Source organism: Pirellulimonas nuda (genome assembly GCF_007750855.1).
GTDB classification, from domain to species: domain Bacteria; phylum Planctomycetota; class Planctomycetia; order Pirellulales; family Lacipirellulaceae; genus Pirellulimonas; species Pirellulimonas nuda.
This window is the reverse complement of record NZ_CP036291.1, coordinates 6196438-6216805: the sequence shown is the minus strand read 5'-3', so window position 1 is coordinate 6216805 and position 20368 is coordinate 6196438. Positions and strand designations below refer to the sequence as shown.

The 20368-nt window shown below is 68.6% G+C and carries 12 protein-coding genes; 5 read left to right on the top strand and 7 right to left on the bottom strand.

Features of this window, described 5'->3' with window-relative positions; all coding sequences use genetic code 11:
- Positions 1-40 precede the first annotated feature (40 nt).
- Both Pla175_RS24125 and Pla175_RS24120 read left to right on the top strand, forming a co-directional pair.
- Entirely contained in the window at positions 41-2173 is a 2133-nt protein-coding gene (locus Pla175_RS24125) for a BatA domain-containing protein (RefSeq protein WP_145291612.1), read from the top strand.
- A 218-nt stretch (positions 2174-2391) separates the two neighbouring features.
- Entirely contained in the window at positions 2392-4674 is a 2283-nt protein-coding gene (locus Pla175_RS24120) for a hypothetical protein (RefSeq protein ID WP_145291610.1), read from the top strand.
- Between the two features lie 29 nt (positions 4675-4703).
- Here the strand turns inward: Pla175_RS24120 and Pla175_RS24115 are convergent, their stop codons facing one another.
- Positions 4704-5699, bottom strand: coding sequence for an NADPH:quinone reductase (locus tag Pla175_RS24115; protein WP_145291608.1), 996 nt, complete (start codon positions 5697-5699; stop codon positions 4704-4706).
- A gap of 111 nt (positions 5700-5810) precedes the next feature.
- On the opposite strand from Pla175_RS24115, the gene Pla175_RS24110 reads away from it, so the two are divergent.
- On the top strand, positions 5811-7358 hold the full coding sequence (locus tag Pla175_RS24110) for a YcjF family protein (protein WP_145291606.1): 1548 nt from the start codon (positions 5811-5813) through the stop codon (positions 7356-7358).
- On the opposite strand, the gene lpxK is transcribed toward Pla175_RS24110, so the two are convergent.
- The gene (lpxK, locus tag Pla175_RS24105; RefSeq protein WP_145291604.1) at positions 7333-8430 is read right to left on the bottom strand and encodes a tetraacyldisaccharide 4'-kinase; all 1098 of its coding nucleotides are present in this window, start codon (positions 8428-8430) and stop codon (positions 7333-7335) included. The two genes, Pla175_RS24110 and lpxK, sit on opposite strands and share 26 nt — an antisense overlap.
- Before the next feature lie 132 nt (positions 8431-8562).
- Here lpxK and Pla175_RS24100 point away from each other — a divergent pair, with 132 nt between their 5' ends.
- Complete coding sequence (locus Pla175_RS24100) at positions 8563-12288, top strand: hypothetical protein (RefSeq protein WP_145291601.1); 3726 nt, start codon at positions 8563-8565, stop codon at positions 12286-12288.
- A 178-nt stretch (positions 12289-12466) separates the two neighbouring features.
- Here Pla175_RS24100 and Pla175_RS24095 read toward each other — a convergent pair whose 3' ends face one another.
- Complete coding sequence (locus tag Pla175_RS24095) at positions 12467-13744, bottom strand: IS701 family transposase (protein WP_315851500.1); 1278 nt, start codon at positions 13742-13744, stop codon at positions 12467-12469.
- Positions 13745-13900: 156 nt separating this feature from the next.
- Positions 13901-16357 carry a DEAD/DEAH box helicase gene (locus tag Pla175_RS24090; protein ID WP_145291599.1) on the bottom strand — a complete coding sequence of 819 codons (2457 nt, stop codon included), beginning with the start codon at positions 16355-16357 and terminating at the stop codon, positions 13901-13903.
- 185 nt (positions 16358-16542) lie between these two features.
- On the opposite strand from Pla175_RS24090, the gene Pla175_RS24085 reads away from it, so the two are divergent.
- Positions 16543-17436 carry a mechanosensitive ion channel family protein gene (locus tag Pla175_RS24085; RefSeq protein ID WP_145291597.1) on the top strand — a complete coding sequence of 298 codons (894 nt, stop codon included), beginning with the start codon at positions 16543-16545 and terminating at the stop codon, positions 17434-17436.
- 45 nt (positions 17437-17481) lie between these two features.
- Here the strand turns inward: Pla175_RS24085 and mutY are convergent, their stop codons facing one another.
- From mutY to Pla175_RS24070, 3 genes are all read right to left on the bottom strand, one after another.
- On the bottom strand, positions 17482-18546 hold the full coding sequence (gene mutY, locus Pla175_RS24080) for an A/G-specific adenine glycosylase (protein ID WP_145291594.1): 1065 nt from the start codon (positions 18544-18546) through the stop codon (positions 17482-17484).
- 78 nt (positions 18547-18624) lie between these two features.
- Positions 18625-20025, bottom strand: coding sequence for an NAD(P)(+) transhydrogenase (Re/Si-specific) subunit beta (locus tag Pla175_RS24075; protein WP_145291592.1), 1401 nt, complete (start codon positions 20023-20025; stop codon positions 18625-18627).
- Positions 20026-20040: 15 nt separating this feature from the next.
- Positions 20041-20316 carry an NAD(P) transhydrogenase subunit alpha gene (locus Pla175_RS24070; RefSeq protein ID WP_145291589.1) on the bottom strand — a complete coding sequence of 92 codons (276 nt, stop codon included), beginning with the start codon at positions 20314-20316 and terminating at the stop codon, positions 20041-20043.
- Positions 20317-20368: the final 52 nt, after the last annotated feature.

Sequence of the window (20368 nt, the reverse complement as noted above, 5' to 3'; positions counted from 1 at the left end):
GTACCACTCGCTACTCACTACCAACCACTCACTACTCACCATGGCCTTCCTCACCCCCGCACTGCTGGCCGGCGCGTTGTTTATTGCGGTGCCCATCGCGTTGCACCTGGTGATGCAGCGCAAGCCGCAGGAGCTGGTGTTTCCGGCGCTACGGTTCGTCAAGCGGCGGCGCAGCAGCAACCAGACGCGGCTGCGGCTGCGTCAGCTCTTGTTGCTGCTGCTGCGGTGCCTGGCGATCGTGCTGCTGGCGCTCGCGCTGGCCCGGCCGATGCTGCGCGGCACGGGGCTGCGGGGCGCCGGCGGGGGGAGCGCCGCGGCGCTGGTGTTTGATTCGTCGTCGCGGATGAACTACCGCTGGGAGAACCAGACCCGCCTGGAGGCCGCGCAAGACGTCGCCCACTGGCTGCTCGATCAGATGCCCGCCGACACCCAGGTGAGCGTGGCCGACACGGCCCGCGGGCTGCTGGGCGCCGCGTCGGAGCCGACCTCCGCCAAGCTGCGGGTCGACCGCCTGCAGGCGTCTGCCGCAGCGCGCGACTGGAGCGCGGTGCTGCGCGACGCGCTCGACTCGTTGGGCGACGACCAGCAGACGCGTCGCGAGCTGTACGTGTTCACCGACCTCTCCGCGGCGGCCTGGGACGGGCCGTCGCAGACGGCGCTCGCCGAGGGGCTCGCCGGGCGCCCCGGCGTGCGGGTGTACGTGATCGACACGGGCGCCGAGCGGCCGATCAACGCGGGGCTAGCGCCCCTCTCAACCGGTGGCGACACGTCGGCCGTTGGCGACGCGGTGGCGGTCTCGACCACCGCGTACCGCACCGCCGCCGCGGAGCCGGGCCGCCGCACCGCCGAGTTGTGGCTCGAAGGGGAAGGGGAGCCAGAGAAGCGGGGCGAATCGGTGATCGACCTGACCGACGCCGAGGCAGAGGTGCGCTTCTCGTTGGCGGGGCTGGAGGAGGGTCTGCATCAGGGCTACGTCCGGCTGGCCTCCGACGACCCGCTCGCGGACGACGACGTGCGGTACTTCACCCTCCGCGTTGAGCCGCCGCGGCAGGTGCTGGTGGCGGCGCCGACCGCAGAGCAGGCGCTGTTTGTGCGCGAAGCGATCGCGCCGTCGGGCGCCGCGCCGGGCGTCGCCAGCAGGTACGAGTGCCGGGTGACCACGTTCGCACGGCTGGCGTCGATCACGCTGGAAGACTACGCGGCGGTGCTGCTGCTCGATCCCCCCCCGCTCGAAGACAAGCAGTGGGACGCGCTGGCCGACTACGCCGAGCTGGGCGGGGGCGTGGGCGTCTTCCTGGGGCGAGAGGCGCGCCGCGGCGCGATGAACGCGCCCGCGCCGCAGAGGCTGCTGCCGGCGCCGCTGCGGTGGAAGTCGCTTGACGCCACCTATTTGCGCCCCACCAGCTACCAGCACCCGGCACTCAGCCAGATTGCGGACTACGCCGAGTCGATCCCCTGGCGCGAGTTTCCGGTGAGGGCGTTCTGGGCGCTCGACACCCCCGACGAAACCGCCGTAGTGGCGGCCCCGTTCGAAAACGGCGACGCGGCCATCCTCGACCAAGCGATCGGCGCGGGGCGGGTGATCACGATGACGACCCCCGTCTCGGACCTGACCAGTTCCGAACCCTGGAACCTGCTGCCGACCGGCCGCGAGCCGTGGCCGTTCCTGGCGCTCAGCGGCAGCCTGATCGACTACCTCACCGGCGCCGCCGACCGCCCGCTGAACTACACCGCGGGGGTGGCCCCGGTGGTGGCGGTCCGGCCGCGGCCCGAGGTTTTCCCCTACGTGCTGCGGACCCCCGACGGCGCCGCCCAGCGGCAGACGCTGCCCCCCGACCAGGCCGAGATCGTGGTGTCGCTGGCCGACCGGGTAGGCAACTACCGGCTGCGCGCCGGCGGCGATTCGCAGCAGCTCGACGCGGGCTTCAGCGTCAACGTGCCGGGGTCGACCGGCGCCCTGCAGCGGGTCCCGGCCGACGGACTCAGGGAGGCGCTGGGCGCACGGCGGACTCAGGTGGTGCGTACGCGCGACGAGCTGGAGCGGCAGGTCGAGGTGGGCCGCAGCGGGCGCGACTTGTTCCCGTGGGTCGTCACGCTGCTGGCGTTGGCGTCGGCGATCGAGTACGTGATCGCCAACCGCTTCTACAGCGCGGCGCCGGGTGAAGAAGACTAACCGCCAAGACGCCAAGACGCCACGACGCCACGACGCCACGAACGCCAAGACGCGCCAAGGACGGACGAATTGGTTTTGGGGAGATCGACCTGGGTCACCTCCGATCACACCGAGAAAGGGTTTAGAGAATCTTGTTATCCTGTCATTGGTTTTTTTGGCGCGTCTTGGCGTTCGTGGCGTCTGGGCGGTTCCCCACGTAGCGGCACGCGGTCTCCGAAATGCATTGGTCGTTTGATCCCGTTGGCGGCGCCCCGTTCACCTTGCTGGTGGGCGTCGTGCTGGTGCTGCTGGTGTGGCTCGTGCCCCCCAGCCGGGGCCGGCTTACGCGCAGGCAGCGGGGGGCGCTGGTCGCTTTGCGTTTGGCGTTCTTGGCGCTGGTGCTGCTGACGATGGTCCGCCCCTCGTTGCAGTACACCCGCGTGGAGAAGCTGCGGGCGACGCTGGTGCTGCTGCTCGACTCGTCTCGCAGCATGCAGGTAGAGGACTCGCTGGGAGACGCCAGCCGGTGGCGGTCGGTGGTCGACATGCTGGGAGAATCGCGCGAGGCGCTTGAGAAGCTGTCTGAGAACTGGGACGTAGCGGCGTGGCGGTTCGACACGGGGCTGACCCCGGTGGCCTTCGAGAACGGGACGCTAGTGCTTCCGGAGACCCCAGACGGGGATCAGACCGGCATCGGCGCGGCCCTCAGCGAGCTGACCGACCGGGTGAGCGACAACCGGCTGCTGGGGGTGGTGCTGGTTTCCGACGGCGCCCAGCGGGCCACGGCCCCTCGCGACCTAGCGCCCCAGCTCGCCGCGCGACGGCTCGCGGCCGACGGGGCGCCGCTGTACGGCGTGGCGGTCGGCAGCCCCGCCAGCGGCGGCGGGTCGGACCTGGCGATCGAGGACCTGTCGGTGAGCGACACGCTGTTCGCCCAGGCGCCGGCAGAAGTGACGGCGCGGCTCCGCATCGACGGCTATTCTAACCGCGCGGTGAGCGTGCAGCTTCTGTGGGAAGACGACGCGGGAGAGCTGAAACCGGTCGACGCCCAGCGGATCGAGACCGACGACCGCCGCGGCGGATACCCCATCCGGCTCCGCTACACCCCTACCCGCCCCGGAGAGCAGAAGATCGTGGTGCGTGTCGAGCCGCTCGAAGGCGAGCAGGTGACCGGCAACAACGAGGCGGGGACGTTCGTCACGGTGCGTGAAGGGGGCGTCCGGGTGCTGTACCTGGCGGGCGCCACCCGGCGGGGCGGGTTCCCGGGGGTGGAGCAGCGGTTCGTGCGCGCGGCGCTCGACGGGTCGCCCGACATCGCGGTCCAGCGGCGGATGTTCAACTACTCGCGTCCGCCGCAGCGGCTAGAAGAGGAACTGCGGCCGGGGGCGTTTGAGGTGTTCGTGCTGGACAACCTCGACAAGGAAGCGCTGGAGCTTTCTGCATGGCGAGCGCTTGCCGATCGTGTCCGCGAGGGCGCGGGGCTGATCATGGTGGGGGGGTACCACAGCTTCGGCGCGGGGGGGCACGCCTCGACGCCGATGGCGGACCTGCTGCCGATAGGCATCGGCCCGCTGGAGCGGCAGAACTTTGGCGAGCCGCTGCAGAAGGACCTGCATGTCGCGGGGCCGCTCAAGCTGCGGCCCACCCGCCCCTTCGGGCTCGCCAGCCCGGTGACCAAGCTCGCTGAGAAGCCCGCAGACTCGTCCGCCGGGGCGTGGGGCGAGCTCCCGCCGCTGCTGGGCGCCAACCGCCTCGAACGGAGCCGGCTCAAACCCAACGCCCAGGTGCTATTAGAGACCGACGACGCGGCGGCGTCGCCCATCCTGGTCGACGGACAGCCGGGGGCGGGTCGCGTGCTGGCCCTGGCCGGAGACTCGACTTGGCGGTGGGTGCTGGGGGGGTTCGAGGACGCCCACCGCAGGTTCTGGCGCCAGGTGGTGCTGTGGCTTGCCAAGAAAGACGACCGCGAGCAGCGGCCGGTGTGGATCGAACTAGCGTCGCGTCGCGTCCCCCGCGGCGGCAGGCTCGAGTTTGAGACGGGCGCCGCCGAGGCCGAGCCAGGCGCGCCGCCGCTCGAGATCGAGGTGACCGTTGAGGGCCCCGACGGACAGTCGCAGTCGGCCCCCGTGGGCCCACGCGGCGATCGCTTCGCCGGCGTGGTGCGAGACACGGGCCTTGCCGGGGACTACCGCGTGCGAGCGGTCGCCAAGCGTGGCGACGATGTCGTCGGAGAGACCGAGGCGCGGTTCTTGACACCGGCCAGCGATCTGGAGCTCGACCGCCCCGCCGCCGACCCCGCACTGTTGGCGCAGCTCGCCCAGATGACCGCACCCGCGGGTGGGCGGTTGCTGGCGGCCGAAGAGCTTCCCGCGCTCCTCGCCGAACTAGCGCAGCGCGAGCCGGAGCTAGAAGAAGAGGTCGTCGCCCGGATCACCCTGTGGGACAACTGGCCCGTGCTGCTGGCGATGGTGACCCTGCTCGGCGTCGAGTGGTGGCTGCGCAAGCGGTGGGGGCTGGCCTAGCCCGGAATAGCGAGGCGTTGTGGACGCGCTCAAGCAATCGTAACGACAATCTTTCCAACAAGGCTGCCAGCGCCATGCAACGTGTTGTCTTCCTGCAATCGATGCGCGGCGGCGGCCTCCTGCAGCGTGAAGGTCGCCCCGATCTGCGGACGGAGCCGGCCCTCGACAAGCCACTGGTTGATCGCTTCGGCAGCGACGCGTTGCGCTTCGGCGGGGGCCTTGAACATCACGAAGCCCATCAGCCTGCACTCTTTGACGTAGAACGGGCCGACGGGCAGCTCGGGCCTGGCGTCCCGCCCCGCCATGACCACCATCCTCCCACGCGGCGCGAGCAGACCGATCGCCCGGTCGAAGTCGGGCGTGCGGAGCGTCTCCCACCACACGTCGACCCCATCGGGCGCCGCATCGCGGACCCGCCGCGGCACGTCTTCGCTGCGGTAGTTGATGGCCGCCTCGGCGCCCAGCTTCTGGCACAGCGCAACCTTGGCGTCCGTGCCCGCGGTGGTGATCACCTTGGCGCCCAGCGCGTGGGTCATCTGCACCACACAGGCGCCGACGCCGCCGGTACCGCCGTTGACGAACAGCGTTTCTCCCGGCCGCAGGACGGCCTCACGCACCAGCCCCAGGTGGGCCGTGATGCCGACCAGCGCCACCGCTGCTGCCGCCGTGTCGGCGACCCCTTCGGGCGTTGGGTAGACCAGCGACTGGTCGACGGCGACCAAATCGGCCAAGGTCCCCTGCCGTCCGAGCAGCCCCTGGTTGCTCCCCCAGACGCGAGCGCCCACGCGGAACCTCGTAACCCCGCTGCCCAGCGCCGCTACCTCGCCGGCGAAATCGGCGCCCGGGATGTAGGGGAATGGAAGCTCCGCCGCCACGGCGCCGCTGCGCAGGTAGGTGTCGATCGGGTTGATGGACGCGGCGCGGACACGCACCAGCACCTGCCCGGGCCCCGGCGTCGGGTCGGGCAGCTTCCCCACCACCATCGACTCCGGCGGGCCCACTCGTTCTACAAATGCAGCAATCAACCAAGACCCTCCCAAGCAGCTCCCATCCCCAACAGCCGACGGGCTACGCCCCGTCGACGCGCTTAGCGTAGAGTATCAGCAGCGTCCGACCTCCCCAACCACCCAACGTCCGTGCTCCCGAACCTCCGCCCCCCCAAAGGCCTGCTCGCGTTGGTCGCGGTCGCCGTGCTCGGCTACCTGATGGCCACCATGCCGGGCACGGCGGTCGAGCAGTACCGCAAGGCCCGCGAGCTGGGTCCGCTGGCGGAGTACGGCTACCTGGCGATCGCGGGGACCGGCGGCGCCATGCTGGCTGGGCTCGCCCTCTGGGGGCTTTGGCGGGTGGGACGCAACACGCTGGCGGGACGGTACGAGCGGCAACGTCGCGGCAAGAACCCGAGCGAACTTTCCGCAGCGGACCGCGCGAAGGAGCTGACGGACAACCTCGCCGCGGGCCGCGGCTACGGCGCCGACGCGACGCCGCTGTTGCGGGCCGAGATCGAGAAGGCGATCGCCCAGCTCGAAGCCAAACGCGATACGCGGCGGGTCGAGGTTGTGGCGTTCGGCACCATCTCGAGTGGGAAGAGCTCGCTGCTGAACGCGATCGCGGGGCAGGACGCGTTCCGCACCGATGTGGTCGGCGGCACGACGGTCACCCGGAGCACGATCCCCTGGCCCGGCGCCGACTCGGCGGTGCTGGTGGACACGCCGGGCCTGGCGGAAGTGGCCGGCGAGGGCCGCGCCGCGGAGGCGGCCGACGCGGCAGAGAACGCGGACTTGGTGCTGTTTGTCGTCGACGGGCCGCTCAAGGCGTACGAGCACGAGCTGCTCGACCGGCTGCGCGAGATGGAGAAGCGCGTGGTGCTCTGCCTGAACAAGGCGGACTGGTACGCCGAGCGTGAACGCAACGAGCTGCTGGACCAACTCCGCGAGCAGACCGTAGGCCGAGTGGCGCCGCGGGACGTGGTGTGGGTCCGCTCACGCGAGACGGCTCGGCCCCAGGTGCGTGTGCTGGCCGGCGGCGCGGAAGAGACCGTCGAGACGCCGGTGCCGGCCGACATCTCGCCGCTGGCAGAGCGGCTGGTGGAGATCATCCGTCGCGAGGGGGGCGACCTGTTGCTAGCCAATCTGCTGATGCAGTCGCGCGGGTTGATCGACGACGCGAAGCAGCGCGTGCTGGCGGCGCTAGACGACGAAGCAGACCGCGTCATCAACCGCTACATGTGGGCCGCCGGCGGCGCAACCGCCGTAAACCCGGTGCCGCTGCTCGACATCGCCGGGGGGAGCGCAATCACCGTGAAGATGGTGCTCGACCTTGCCGGGGTGTACAAGCAAAAGATCGACACGGACACGGTTGTCGAGATGCTAGCGCAGCTCGGCAAGAACCTGATCGTGATGCTGGGCGCCACGGCGGCGGCGCCGGCGCTCGCCGGTTCGATCGGCATGATGCTGAAGACGGTGCCCGGCATCGGCACGATCGCCGGCGGTTTGTTGCAGGGGGTCGTGCAGGCGTTGGTGACGCAGTGGATCGGCCGGATCTTCAAGCAGTACTACCGCCGCGGCATGCAGCCTCCCGAGGGGGGCCTGGCGGAGCTCGCCCGCCGCGAGTGGGCGGCTGTTACCAGCGCCGAGGAACTGCGCAAGCTGGTGCGGCTTAGCCGTCAGAAGGTGAAAGAGTAGCTTCCGGATCGAGGTCTGGGATGTTGGCGACGATCGGGTCGAGCCGGTCGCGCAATGCCCCCTCGCCGACGACGATCGCCATCTCAACCACCACGGCCCAAACGTGCGCGTCGCCCACGGTGTCTTCGCCGATCTTTACAAGGTCTTTGTGCGTGCAGACGATCCATTGGGCGCCCGATTCGCGCGCGCCGCGCTCCATCGCGGCGATGTCGTCCGAGTCGTAGCGGTGATGGTCTGGCCACGCGCGTTCCCACACGACCTCGCAGCCTAGCCCCGCGAGCGTGGCGCGGAACGCGGCTGGGTTGCCGATCCCGCTCACCATGGCGACGCGTTTTCCCCGCAGCGCCGCGGTCTGCTCTTGCCTACCCGACGCGGAAAGAAGCCTCGACGGCCGGTGCTCTGCCTCGCACCAAGCCGCGTCCGGAGCAAGCTGCATGGCACGCCGGCGGATCGCGTCGCGCGCAGGCTCGTCGATCAGATCGCGCCGGGTGAGGCAAACCACCTGCGCGCGCCGGAGCGAGGCGATCGGCTCACGCAAGGCGCCGCGTGGCAGCAGCCAGCCGTAGCCCCACGGCGCGGTGGCGTCGATCAGCACGATGTCCAGGTCGCGGGCCAGTCGGCGATGCTGGAAACCGTCGTCCATCAGGATCGCCTGTGACTCGAACTCCTCGATGGCCAGCTCGGCGGCCGCAACGCGGTCTGGGTTCTGTACGTGCGGCACGTCGGGGAGCTCGGTCTCGAGCTCCAGGGCCTCATCGTTGCGAGCCCCCGCCTCGGCGCCGTAGCCGCGGCTCACCAGGGCGACCCGCACCCCCAGGCCGCGCAGGTAGCGGGCGACCCATTTGACCATGGGGGTCTTGCCAGAGCCCCCCAGCGTGAGGTTCCCGACGCTGATCACGGGCGCCGTGACCCGGCGCACCGCGTCGGCGCCGCGGTCGAACCGGCGGTTCCGCAGGGCGATTGCCGCCGCGTAGGGCGCCTGGGCGCACCACAGCAGGCCACGCGCGGCGGTCGCCCCCGGCCCCCGCCGGCGGCCGCTAGCAATATCGTGGAAGGTTTGCGGCGAAATCATGGGAACGGATTGGACCAAAAATGCGTCCAATCCACCAAGGGGCGATCCGCCGCGCGGTTTAGGAGCGGGGTTCCGCCGACAAAGTCGCGGGGGTCGGGGGACGATCCACGGCTCGTGCGCTATACTTGAACCATGCCTACCGCTCCTGCGTCACCTCCTCCTTCGGTCGATCAGTACATCGATCAGCAGATCGAGCGCACCCGCCGCGCCGTGCGGCTGGTCGACCTCGCCACGGCGCTCATGCAACTTGCGCTAGCGGCGGTGGCCTTCTTTCTGATCGCCGCACTACTCGAACATTGGCTGGTGGGCCGCGGCGGGTTCAGCGGGCCGGTGCGGTTCGGGCTGTTCCTTGGCGCGCTGGCGGCGATGGGTTGGTTCGTGTGGCGGGCGATCTGGCCGATCGCTAGCCGATCGATCAACCCCATCTACGCGGCAGACGTGATCGAGAAGCACGCCCCGTCACTGAAGAACAGCCTGGTGAACCTGCTGTTCTTCCGGGGGGCGCGCGACCGCTACGCGCCGGCGGTCTACGAAACGCTCGAGCGTCACACCGCCGCCGGGCTTGGGCAGGCGCACGTCGAGACCGCGGTTGACCGCGGTCATATCGTCCGCTTGGGGTACTTGCTGCTGGGCGCGGTGGTGTTGGCCGGGCTGTATACCGTGCTCTCTCCCAAGAGCGCGCTCACCACCGTTGCCCGCGTGATGGCGCCCTGGGCGCAAATCGCCGCGCCGAGCCGGGTGCGGATCGAGCGCCTCGAGCCCGGGTCGGTCGAAGTGACGCAGGGCGAGACTATCACCGTCGCGGCGGACGTTACGGGCCTCGGCCAAGACGAGACGGCCTACCTGGTCTACTCCACCGGCGACGGCCAGGTCGTCGATCGCCGCACGCCGATGAGCCCCAGCGAGGCGGGGCTGCGGTACGCGTTGCGTCTCCCTTTGCAGGGCGAACCCGAAGCGCTGCTGGGCCTGCAAAACGACCTAACCTACCGCATCGAAGCGGGCGACGCCGAGACGCTCACTCAGCGGGTGCGCGTGATCCGCTCGCCGGCGATCGCCGTACGCGAGGTCCGCTACGACTATCCCGACTACACCGGCTTCATCGACCGGACTGAACCGGGCGCCGGCGACCTTGTCGCGATCGAGGGGACACGCGTCACCATCGTCGCCGACGCGAACGTGCCGATCGACCGAGCATCGATCGACTTCGAGGCGGACGGCGTGTCCGACCTGACGCTTCAAGCGGATGGCGAGAGCGCCCAGGGGTCGTTCGTTCTCCGGCTGCGCGACGACCGCCGCACCCCCGAACACAGCGCGTACGCGCTGCGGCTGATCGACCGGGACGGCCGCAAGAATCCACGGCCGGCGCGACGCCGCATCGACGTGACCCCCGACCTGACTCCCGAGGTCGATCTGCTGACGCCCAAAGAGGCCGAGATCGAGACGCCCCTCAACCAGGCGGTGGAGCTCGAAGTGAACGCGCTCGATCCAGACTTCGCCCTCGGTTCGCTGCGTCTGATGGCGACGCGCGTTGGCGATGCGGGCGGCAGCGGTGAATTTTTTGACCTCTCGCTGTTGGAGGCGCCACGTTCGGGCCCGGTGAAAGCAAAGCACCGGTTCGCCCCGACCGACCACGGGCTGCGTGCAGGCGACGTGCTGGAGTGTTGGGCCGTGGCAGCCGACAACCGCGAGCCCACGCCCAACACCGCCGTCTCGCGCCGCGTGCGGATCAAGATCGTCGACCCCGGCCCGCGTAACCCAGGCGATGGCGAGCAGATCGCCAAGAACGATCCGCAGCAGCAGGGTGGCGGCGAGCCTGGCGCAGAGGGCGCCGATGGGGAAGAGCAGGGCGATCGCCAACCGAACGACGCGGCGGGGCAGGGGGGAGGCGGAGGTTCAGAGCGGCCGCAACCCGACGGGTCCGACACGGGCGCTGAGGATCGCCATGAGAACGCTGCGCCGCCCGAGCCGGGCGCCGAAGGCGGGCAACGCGAAGCGGGCGGCGAGCGTCAGCAAGACCCGTCGCAGCAGGATCAGCAGCAGGGCGATCAAGAATCGGGTGCTCAGAAGGAGCAAGAAGGTCAGCAGGACCAACAACAAGAAGGCGACGAGAACCAGCAAGGGAGCGACGCGGCCGGGATGCAGAAAGCCGGCGAAGAAAACGACGGCCCGTCCGGGGGCCAGGGAGGCCAACCGGGCTCTGGCGAGAACTCCAAAGCCGGAGAGCAGCAGGGCGAGCAGCAAGCCGGCGGGGGCGCTGGGGGCGACCCGGGGGGCGAGCAACGCCCCGTCTCTGCCGAAGGGGACGACGACGCTACGGCGTTCCAGAAGATCCAGAACCGCTTGAGCGAACAACAGGAGAAGGAGGCGCAGGGCGCCGGCCAGCCGAGCGATCCCCAACGCTCTGGTGAGCCGTCGCAGGGCGATCCTACCGGCGATCAACCCCCAGGAGCGGGCGCAGGGGAACGCACTCAGCGCGCCGCCCAGGGACAGCAGGCACAAGGAGACGAGCGTCAAGTTGACGCCAACGAGTCGCCCGAGGTGTCACAGAAGGGCGATGAGCCAAACAGCGACGCAGCCGCCGAGGGCTCGGGCGCCGCCACGCCCCCCGAAGCGCCCAACGGCGGCGAACCGAGGCCGCCGCAAGGTTCCGATCAAGCGCCGAGCGAGTCGGCCGGCGGTGAACAGCTCAATCCCAAGGGAGAACCAGGCGCAGGGGACGAGGGGGAGCCGCAGGGCGCTCCCGGCGCCGATTCGCGGATGCGGCCACGCGATAAGCCGAGCGGCGAGGGCGCCGATCGTGAGAAGACCGACTCCGCCGAGCCCCCCGCGCCCGGCAACGGCCAGAAGGAATCCGATTCGCAAGGGGGCCAAGGGGGCGACCGTGCCGGCGGCGGCGAGGAAGGTGGAGGTCAACAAGCGAACCGCGAAGGGACCGGATCCGCCGGGCAGAACCAGGCCGCCGATGAGGGAGGGGGTCGCGCCGCCGACCGTGGCCCGGGCGACGCCAGCCAGAACCCCGGGGGAGATCAGGCCTCCAAGGACCCCACCGGAAGCCAAGCCAAGACGAACCAAGACGGAGGCCAATCACAAGCCGGCGGCGACAAGCCGGGCGGCAGCGAGCCGCCGTCGCAGGGCGAACCGGGGGAAGGCGCCGACGGGGCGCAGTCAAAGCCAGCGCCCGGCGACGCAGAGGGATCGGAACCCGCCGAAAGCCCGACCTCCGGCGACGGGCCGCCGTCTGACCAGCAGCCTTCCGGAGGAGAGCCGGCCGACGACCGAAGCGGTGATCCGTCCCAGCAACAGGGGGATTCGGGGCAGGGGGACCAGCAGCAACCCGGCCAGCAGAAGCCCGCTCAGCAACAACAGCAGCCCAAGCCCGGCGACCCCAATCAGAACGCCGCAGGGGCGCAGCCCGGCGGCAACGCCGATCGTGGCGGCACGGACGGCGCGCCCCCCCCGGGTGTTGAATCGGTTGGCGACGAGGCCAACCTAGAGTACGCCCGTAAGCAGACGGACCTCGTGCTCGAGAAACTCGCGGACCAACTCCGCAAGAACAAGGTCGATCAGCAGATGCTGGACGAGCTCGGCTGGAGCCAAGAAGACCTCCGTCGATTCGTCGAGCGTTGGCAGTCGCGCCGCGAGGAAGCAGCCAAGCCGGGCGCCGAAACCGCCCAGCAGCGCCTCGACGAGGCCCTCAAGGCCTTAGGGATCAAGCCGCCCAAGCTCACGGGAGACACCGTCCGCGTCGAAGACGACATGCGCGACCTCAACGAGGGCGTGCGCAACGATATTCCGGCCGCATTCCGCGACCGGGTACGGGTGTACAACCAAGGAGTCTCGAAGACGCCGGCTCCCTAGCACTACAGCGCTAGGTCACGTCCATCTGCAGCGTATCAGGCCTTTGAGAATGATGCCGTTTCTCCGCAGTTTTTTCAGGGTTCGCTTCCGGTGGGAGGCCCGCGCGGCGGCGTTGCGTTGTTGCCAGTGCTGGATGACGTTGGCGGTGTGCTCGATGAGCGTCGGCGAGGCCCGGCCGTTACGCTGCCAACTCGGCAGCAGCGCGCCGACGGCGGCGTGGACTTGGCAGACCGTGACCTCCGGATTTTTTCCCCCGCAGCCGTTCACGACAGCGGGCCAGGAACAAGTAGCTGACGCACGACAGGATCAAGTGGCGTTTGAGACCGAGGTAACAGCGGCCCTCCCACTGATCGAGTCCGATCTCCTGCTTCTGGTCGCGGAAGCACCGTTCGACGCGCCACCGCGAGAACGCAACCAGCAACAACGTCTCGACGGTCGTGTCGGACGGGGCGTTGCTGATGAAATACTTCACCTCATCGTGGTTCAATGCGTTGCGGGCGACGAGCAGGTGGAGTTCGATCCCCGGCAACCCGTCGTCGTTCTTCATGACGATGCGGGCGTGCTTCGCCTCCCACACGAGCGGCCCCTTCTCGCCGTCCTTCACGTAGTACCGGGTCCACGCTTGATCGCGCAGCTCGGGCCAGTTCTCGGCGAGGTCTTGCACGCTCTGCGGGGCGCTCGCTGCGGCGACCAACCGCGGGACCTTGCGGGGCCGGCCGCGACCGCCGCGGCGAAAGGGTCGCTCCGTCACGCGCGGCCGGTCGGTCCAACACGAGAACGTCGTCGGGACCTCGGCGACGAAGCGTTGCTTTCGACCGTCCAAGCCCTGCAAAAACAGCGGCTTTCCGCCGTAGCCTTCGTCGAACGTCAGCCAGTCGAACATCACGCCGTGGGCCGCGGCCCGATCGCAAAGCTCCAGGGCGATCTTCCACTTGGAGCGGTAGACCATGTCCTCGGGAATGCCGGCGGCCCGACACCGCTGGCGGTCCTCCGACCAACTCTCCGGCAAGAACAGCTCGCCGTCGACCAGCGCGTGGAAGTCGCCGGTCGCGTAGCCCAAGTGGACCGTGACGATGCCGTTCTCCTGCTTGCCGACGCAGCCGCAGTACTGCCGCTGCACGCCGGGCGTCTTGTCCCCCTTCTTGACGTCGCTCGTTTCGTCGATCAGGCCGATCGAGTGCGGCCCCGCATGATCTCGGAGGACGATCTCTTGGAGTCGCCGGCGCACGGCGTCTTCGTCCCAGCGGTGCTGGGCCAGGAACTCTTGCAGCGTCCGCGGCGCCACTCCGGCGGCCAGCGCCATCGGCTCGCAACTCTTCGCGGGCAGTTCGGAGAGTTGGCCTTCGACGTAGGTTGGCAAGTGCGCACGAGTATCTCGACGCGAGAAACAGGCGTCGAATTCGTGCAAGTAACTCGTCAATTCCGGCTTCAAACGGCGGATCTCATCGGCGTCCATGCTAGCGGCCCTGCGCCAGGTCGCCCCCCTGCGACACCAACAACATGGCCGATCGCCCAAACGCAAACAAGATCAACGTAGCGCTGTAGTACTAGAGTCCATCATTCAATGCTTCGTGGAGTGCTGAAGAGAGCCACAAATACGATCTAGGCGGAATCAACCACTGGTTTGCGGCGATTCGTGCAAGCTGTTGGGCGACTCTTTTTCTTCTACGACGCTCTCTGCGGCTTGGTGATCTACTCCGTCGCCGGTGAGCAGCTCTAGCAGCCGCCGGGTGGCGTGTTTGTTCGGGATGGGGTGCCCGCGGGTCAGGTCGGGGTCGCTGTGGATCGCCGGCCGCAGGTTGGGGAGTCCCACGCAACTGGGGCAGCCGTCGGGACAGGGGCAATCGCGCACCATGTCGAGGCAGATCGCCAGCAGCTCGGTGATGCGCTGGAAACCCTTCTCGCAGTAGCCCAACCCACCCGGGTAGCGGTCGTACAGGATCACGGTTGAGCGGCCCAGGTTCTTGCTGTCGACCACCCCGCCCAGGTCTCGGCTGTCGCACATCGCCACCAGCGGCAGCGCCACCACGGCCAGGTTGCGCAGCCCGCAACAGCCCTCGCTGTTGCGCAGGCCCTCGTCTTTCATGGCGGCCCGCACCGTGTCGTCCGGCACTAGCCATACGGCGGTGGTCGCCAAGTTCTGCGCCGGGATGTCGACCGGGCCCAGGCCGATGTTCTCCTTGGTGTTGAACTTGATCTTCTTGAAGGCGACGGTCTGCCAGCTCACGTCGACATCGCCGTAGCCGAGCTGCGCGCATCGCACCGCGTCTCCCTGCGCCCGTGGGCCGGTGACCAGCACGTTGCTCTCAAGCACGGCCTGCGTGTAGTAGTCGGTCTCGCGTCGCTCGACGTAGGCCACCTTCCCCTCGAGGTCGAGCTCGCGGACCAAGAAGGTTTCGCCCGCGTGCAGGTACACCGCCTCGGGGTAGACCAGTTCCGGAGCGCTGATCGAATCGACGTTTGCGATTACCTCAAAGCCGTCGCGGATGCGCGACGGCGCTCCGGAGGCGTACAGGTCGCGCCCGGCGTTCTGCGCCGTCTTGCAGACGATGCTGAACGTGTTGTCGCTCATGTGCCGGAGCGACACGCCGACGGTCGGGTTCTGCCCGCCCGGGCAGTAGTAGGCGTCTCCTACCAGGGCGAGCTGCGCCTCGTCGTGCAGCGCGCCGGCGATCGGCGGCGCCAGGGGGCCGAAGCGGTCGAGGTCGGCGGGCGTCAGGGGGAGCTCGAACGCCGCGGCCTTGAGGTGCTTGGCCAGCACGTAGGGGTTGTCGGGGTCGACGACCGCGTGCTCCGGGGTCTGGGCGAAGAAGTAACGCGGGTTGCGCAGCAGGTACTGGTCGACCGGCTCGTTCCCCGCCACCAGCACGGCCAGGCTGTCGTCCTGCCGCCGGCCGCTGCGGCCCGCTTGCTGCCAGGTGCTGGCGATTGTGCCGGGGTAGCCCACCAAGATCGCCGCGTCGAGCGATCCGATGTCGATCCCCAGCTCTAGCGCGTTGGTCGAGGCGATCCCGCGCAGCCGCCCGGCGAACAGGTCGTCCTCGATCTGCCGGCGTTCGTTCGGCAGGTACCCACCCCGGTAGGCGCGCACCTGCGTCGCCAGCGGCGAGTGGTCTCGCTCCAACTGTTCACGCGCGTAGCGTTGGATCAGCTCCGCCGCTTGGCGGGTGCGGGTGAAGGCCAGTGCTTGCCCGCCGGCGTGCATCGCCTCGATCAACCACGTCACCGCGTCGTCGCTGGCGCTGCGGCGTGCCAGCGAATCGACCCCCAGAGGCGTGGGGTTCCAGAGCACGAAGTGCTTCTTGCCGCGGGGGGAACCGTCGTCGTCGATCACCGTCACGTCGCGCCCAATCAGCCGGCTGGTCAGCTCGCCCGGGTTGGCGATGGTGGCGCTGGCCGCCAGGAAAGTGGGCCGCGACCCGTAGTGCTCGCAGACGCGCATCAGGCGCCGGAGCACGGCCGACGCGTGGGCGCCCAAGATGCCACGGTAGGTGTGCACCTCGTCGATCACCACGTACTTCAGCTCGGCGAAGAACGTTGACCACTTGGGATGGTACGGGAGGATCGCTGCGTGCAGCATGTCTGGGTTCGAGAGGACGACGTTCGCCTCGTTGCGGATCCGGCGCCGCTGGGCCGTGGGGGTGTCGCCGTCGTACACGCCGGGCCGCACCGCGGCTGCGACTTGGGGGTCGCCCGAGACCAGCTCGAGAAGCCCCTTGAGCTGGTCTTGAGCGAGCGCTTTAGTTGGGAAGAGGCAGAGCGAACGAGCGTCGGGGCCCTGGAGCGACGCTTCCAGGATCGGCAGGTTGTAGCACAGCGTCTTGCCGCTAGCAGTGCCGGTGATGACTACCAAGTCGCGCCCGTCACGCGCCGCCTCAAGGGCGTCGACTTGGTGGACATAGAGCCGCTGGGCGCCCCGCGCCGCTAGCAGCCGCTGGATCGACTCCGGGAGCGGGCTGGCCGGCTCGGCGAACCGCCCTTCACGCGACGGGAGTTCCTCGAGCCACTCGATCTGCCCCGCGTAGTCGCGGCGATTCTCAATCCGCTTGATGAGCGCGGCGACATCCATGCGAGAGACCCCTGAGTCGGCGTAAGTATACGGGCGTTCATGCTAGTGCATCATTCCCGCAAGCGCCAATAGCAGCCGACCTACGGTCGGTGCGTCACTCGTACGAGTTTGCGCAAAGGTGGACGCGCCGACCGTAGGTCGGCTGCTATTGCTACGTTTCCGCTGGGTTCGCTAACGTTCGCGCCATGACCACGCCCCTTGCCGAACTCGATCCGGAACTCACCAAGAAGCTCTACGAGCTCGATTTCCAGCAAATCACCCGCGACCAATGGATCCAGATCGCCGTTGAGTACGGCATGCGGATCGCGCTGGTGCTGATCATCCTTTTTCTTGCCTTCACGCTAGCGGGTTGGGTAGCGGCCGCGGTGCGCACCAGCCTGACGCGTATGCGGTTCGACCCGACGCTGTCGAAGTTCCTCGCCAAGCTTGCAAGCTGGATGGTGCTGCTGCTGGCCGCCCTGAGCTGCATGGGCTACTTCGGCATCGAGACTACCAGCTTCGCGGCGTTGATCGGCGCCGCGGGCCTCGCAATCGGCCTGGCGTTCCAGGGGACGCTGTCGAACTTCGCCTCGGGCGCCATGCTGCTGGTCTTCCGGCCGTTCAAGGTGGGAGACGTGGTGAACATCGCGAGCTACGTCGGCAAGGTCGATGAGATCGAGCTGTTCACCACCACGATCGACACGTTCGATAACCGGCGGATCATCGTCCCCAACAACTCCATCTTCGGCGCGGTGATTGAGAACATCACCTACCACACCAAGCGCCGCGTCGACGTTCCGGTGGGCGTCGCCTACTGCTGTGATATCGACCAAACCCGAAGTGCGCTCGAGTCCGCGGCACGCACAACCCCGGGGGGGCTCGCCGACCCCGCTCCAGAAGTAGTGCTCGACAGCCTCGGAGATTCGAGCGTCAACTGGGTGGTCCGCGTGTGGGCCCCTACTAAGGACTTCTTGGCGGTCAAACAGGCGACGATCCGCGCCGCAAAGCGCGCGTTAGACGAAGCCGGCCTAGAAATCCCGTTCCCCCAGATGGACCTCCACCTACGCTCGATGCCGCAAGAAGCATCCAAGCAACAATAGCCCCTTCTAGCCAACGGGTTCCGCTCCGTCGACGCGCATCGCACATCAACGCAACCCCGCTGCGATCTTCCGCCCAGTCACCGACAGCGGCGCCTCCGCCAGCCCCGCGACGGTCACCCACTTCACCGGCGACTCCTGCGTCGAACGCACCCGCCCGCCAAGCCGCGTAGCGTGGTAGCAATCGAGCCGGATTCGGAACCGCGTCACCGCGTGCCGCAGCGTGTCGTGGTGTCTCGGCGAGTCGCACACGACGCCGGTGAGCCGCTCAACGCCGGCGACCAGCTCGCGCGTCGCGAACAGGGGCCCTTCGGCCTCCACCGGGAATCGCGGGAAGTCCCACAGCCCCGCCCATCGCTCGCCCGGCCCGCATTGGCGCAGCAGCACGTCGGCGCCGCGCCGCACCACCACGGCCGCCTCGCGGACTTCGGTGATGGTCTGCCGCTTCGCCGCAACGGGTATCACGCGCGTCGCCTGCTGGGCGAATGCGGCGCAGTGCGTCGCGATCGGGCAGGCGTCGCACTTGGGCGACTCGGGCGTACAGACCAGGGCGCCCAGTTCCATCAACGCTTGGTTCAGACGGCCGGCGCCGCGTCGCGGAACCACCTGTTCAGCAAACGCCCATAGCGCGCGTTGCCCCGCCGTGCTGGCGACGGGCTCCCGCAGACCGGTCAGCCGCGCGTAGAGCCGGGCGGTGTTGGCTTCGACGATCGGCGCCGGGGCGTCGTAGGCGATCGAAGCAATCGCCCCGGCCGTGTATCGCCCGACGCCAGGCAGGGTCGTCAGGCCGGCGACATCGCGGGGAAACTCGCCGCCGTGCTCGTCGACCACCCGCTTGGCCGCCGCGTGCAGGTTCCTCGCCCGGCGGTAGTAGCCGAGCCCCTCCCATTGGCGGAGCACGTGCTGCTCCTGGGCCGCGGCCAGGTCGGCGACCGTCGGCCAGGCGGCCACGAACCGCTCGAAGTAGGGCCGCACGGTTTCTACCTGCGTCTGCTGAAGCATCACCTCGCTGAGCCAAACGCGGTACGGGTCGCGGCTCTGACGCCAGGGGAGATCGCGGGCGTGCTTGGCGTACCAGCCCAGGAGCCGCCGGCGTAGTGATGCGAAATCCATCTCATTCTTTCGCTGAGGCGCAGAAACGCAGAGATCCACGCAAGCCGCTCTAGGAAGCCTTGCGCCTTTGCAAGAGGGTCAGTTTTCCTTCACCGCCGTCACCAGGTCGAGAAGCGCTTGCTTGCCGTCCCCGAAGAGCATCAGGCAGTTGTCTGCAGCGAACAGTGGGTTGGGGATGCCCGCGAAGCCGGGGGAAAGGCTCCGCTTGATGACGACCACCGTGCGGGCGTCGCCGACGTTGAGGATCGGCATGCCGGCGATCGGGCTATTGGGGTCGGTGTTGGCAACGGGGTTCACCACGTCGTTGGCGCCGATGACGATGGCGACGTCGCACTGCGCAAAGGTTGGGTTGATCGCCTCCATCTCTTGCAGCTGATCGTAGGGGACGTCGGCCTCGGCGAGCAGCACGTTCATATGGCCCGGCATTCGGCCCGCGACGGGATGGATGCCATATTCAACCGTGGCGCCGCGCCGCGCGAGCTCGCTGGCAAGCTCGCGCACCGCGTGCTGTGCCTGGGCGACCGCCAGCCCGTAGCCGGGGACGATCACTACCCGCTGGGCCCCGTCTAGCAACATGGCCACCTCGTCGGCGCTGGTCGCCTTGATCTTGCCGGCGTACACGTCGTCTGCGCTGGGGCCGTCGGCCGCGGGCTCAAGCTTGGCGAACAGCACGCCGGCCAGCGATCGGTTCATCGCCTTGCACATGATCTGGGTGAGGATCAGCCCCGAGGCGCCCACCAGCGATCCGGCGACAATCAGCACGTTGTTGTTGATCGCAAATCCGGCAGCCGCCGCGGCGAGGCCGGAGTAGCTGTTCAGCAGCGCGACAACCACCGGCATGTCGGCGCCTCCGATCGGCGTGGTGACCAGCACGCCCAACAGGCAGGCCACCCCCACCATCGCCCAGAACGGCCATGCAGCGCCCCACAGCATCCATCCCGCCAGCGAGAGGCAGATCAATAGCAGCAGGGCGTTCAAGACAAGTCCGCCCGGCGGCGCCCATGGTTTCTTGAACGCCGGCAACTCCTCGAGCTTTCCAGCGGCGACCATCGAGCCGGTGAACGTCACCGCGCCGATCAGCCCGGCGAGCGCCGCGGCGAGCGTGGCGACAATGGCCCCCGCCTCGGGCGCCGACTCAGTCGGGAGCCGCGTCACCTCGGCGCCGGCCACCAGCACCGAGGCCAGCCCGCCGAAGCCGTTGAACAGCCCCACGAGTTGCGGCATCTGCGTCATCTGCACGCGCACCGCCATCACGTAGCCAATCACGGCGCCGAGCGCCATCCCGCCGGCCGCCACGCCAATCGGCACGAGGTCGAGCCGCACCACAGTGACCACGACAGCCACTAGCATGCCGAGCGCCCCGAGCAGATTGCCGCGCACGGCGGTGCGTGGGTGTGTCATCCCCTTAACACCGAGGATAAACAGCACCGCGGCGACCAAGTAACCGAGGTTGGCGAGTTGAAGTTGAAAGGGTGTCATGGCGCGGCGCGCATTTTACTTGCGCTTGAACATCTCCAGCATCCGGTGCGTGACAAGGAACCCGCCGACCACATTGACCATGGCAAACACGATCGCTAAGAATCCGCACACAGCGCCCACCATCCCAGCGCCGCTTTGCACCGCCAGGATCGCCCCCACCAGCGTGATCCCACTGATCGCGTTCGACCCGCTCATCAGCGGCGTGTGCAGCGTGGGCGGGACCTTGGTGATGACCTCGAAGCCGACGAAGACGGCGAGGGCGAAGATAGTAATGGCGGTAACGAAGTCCATAGCGGGAAGCCTGAAAACCTGTGGTCGATCAGCGTTGCGATTTCTTATGCGA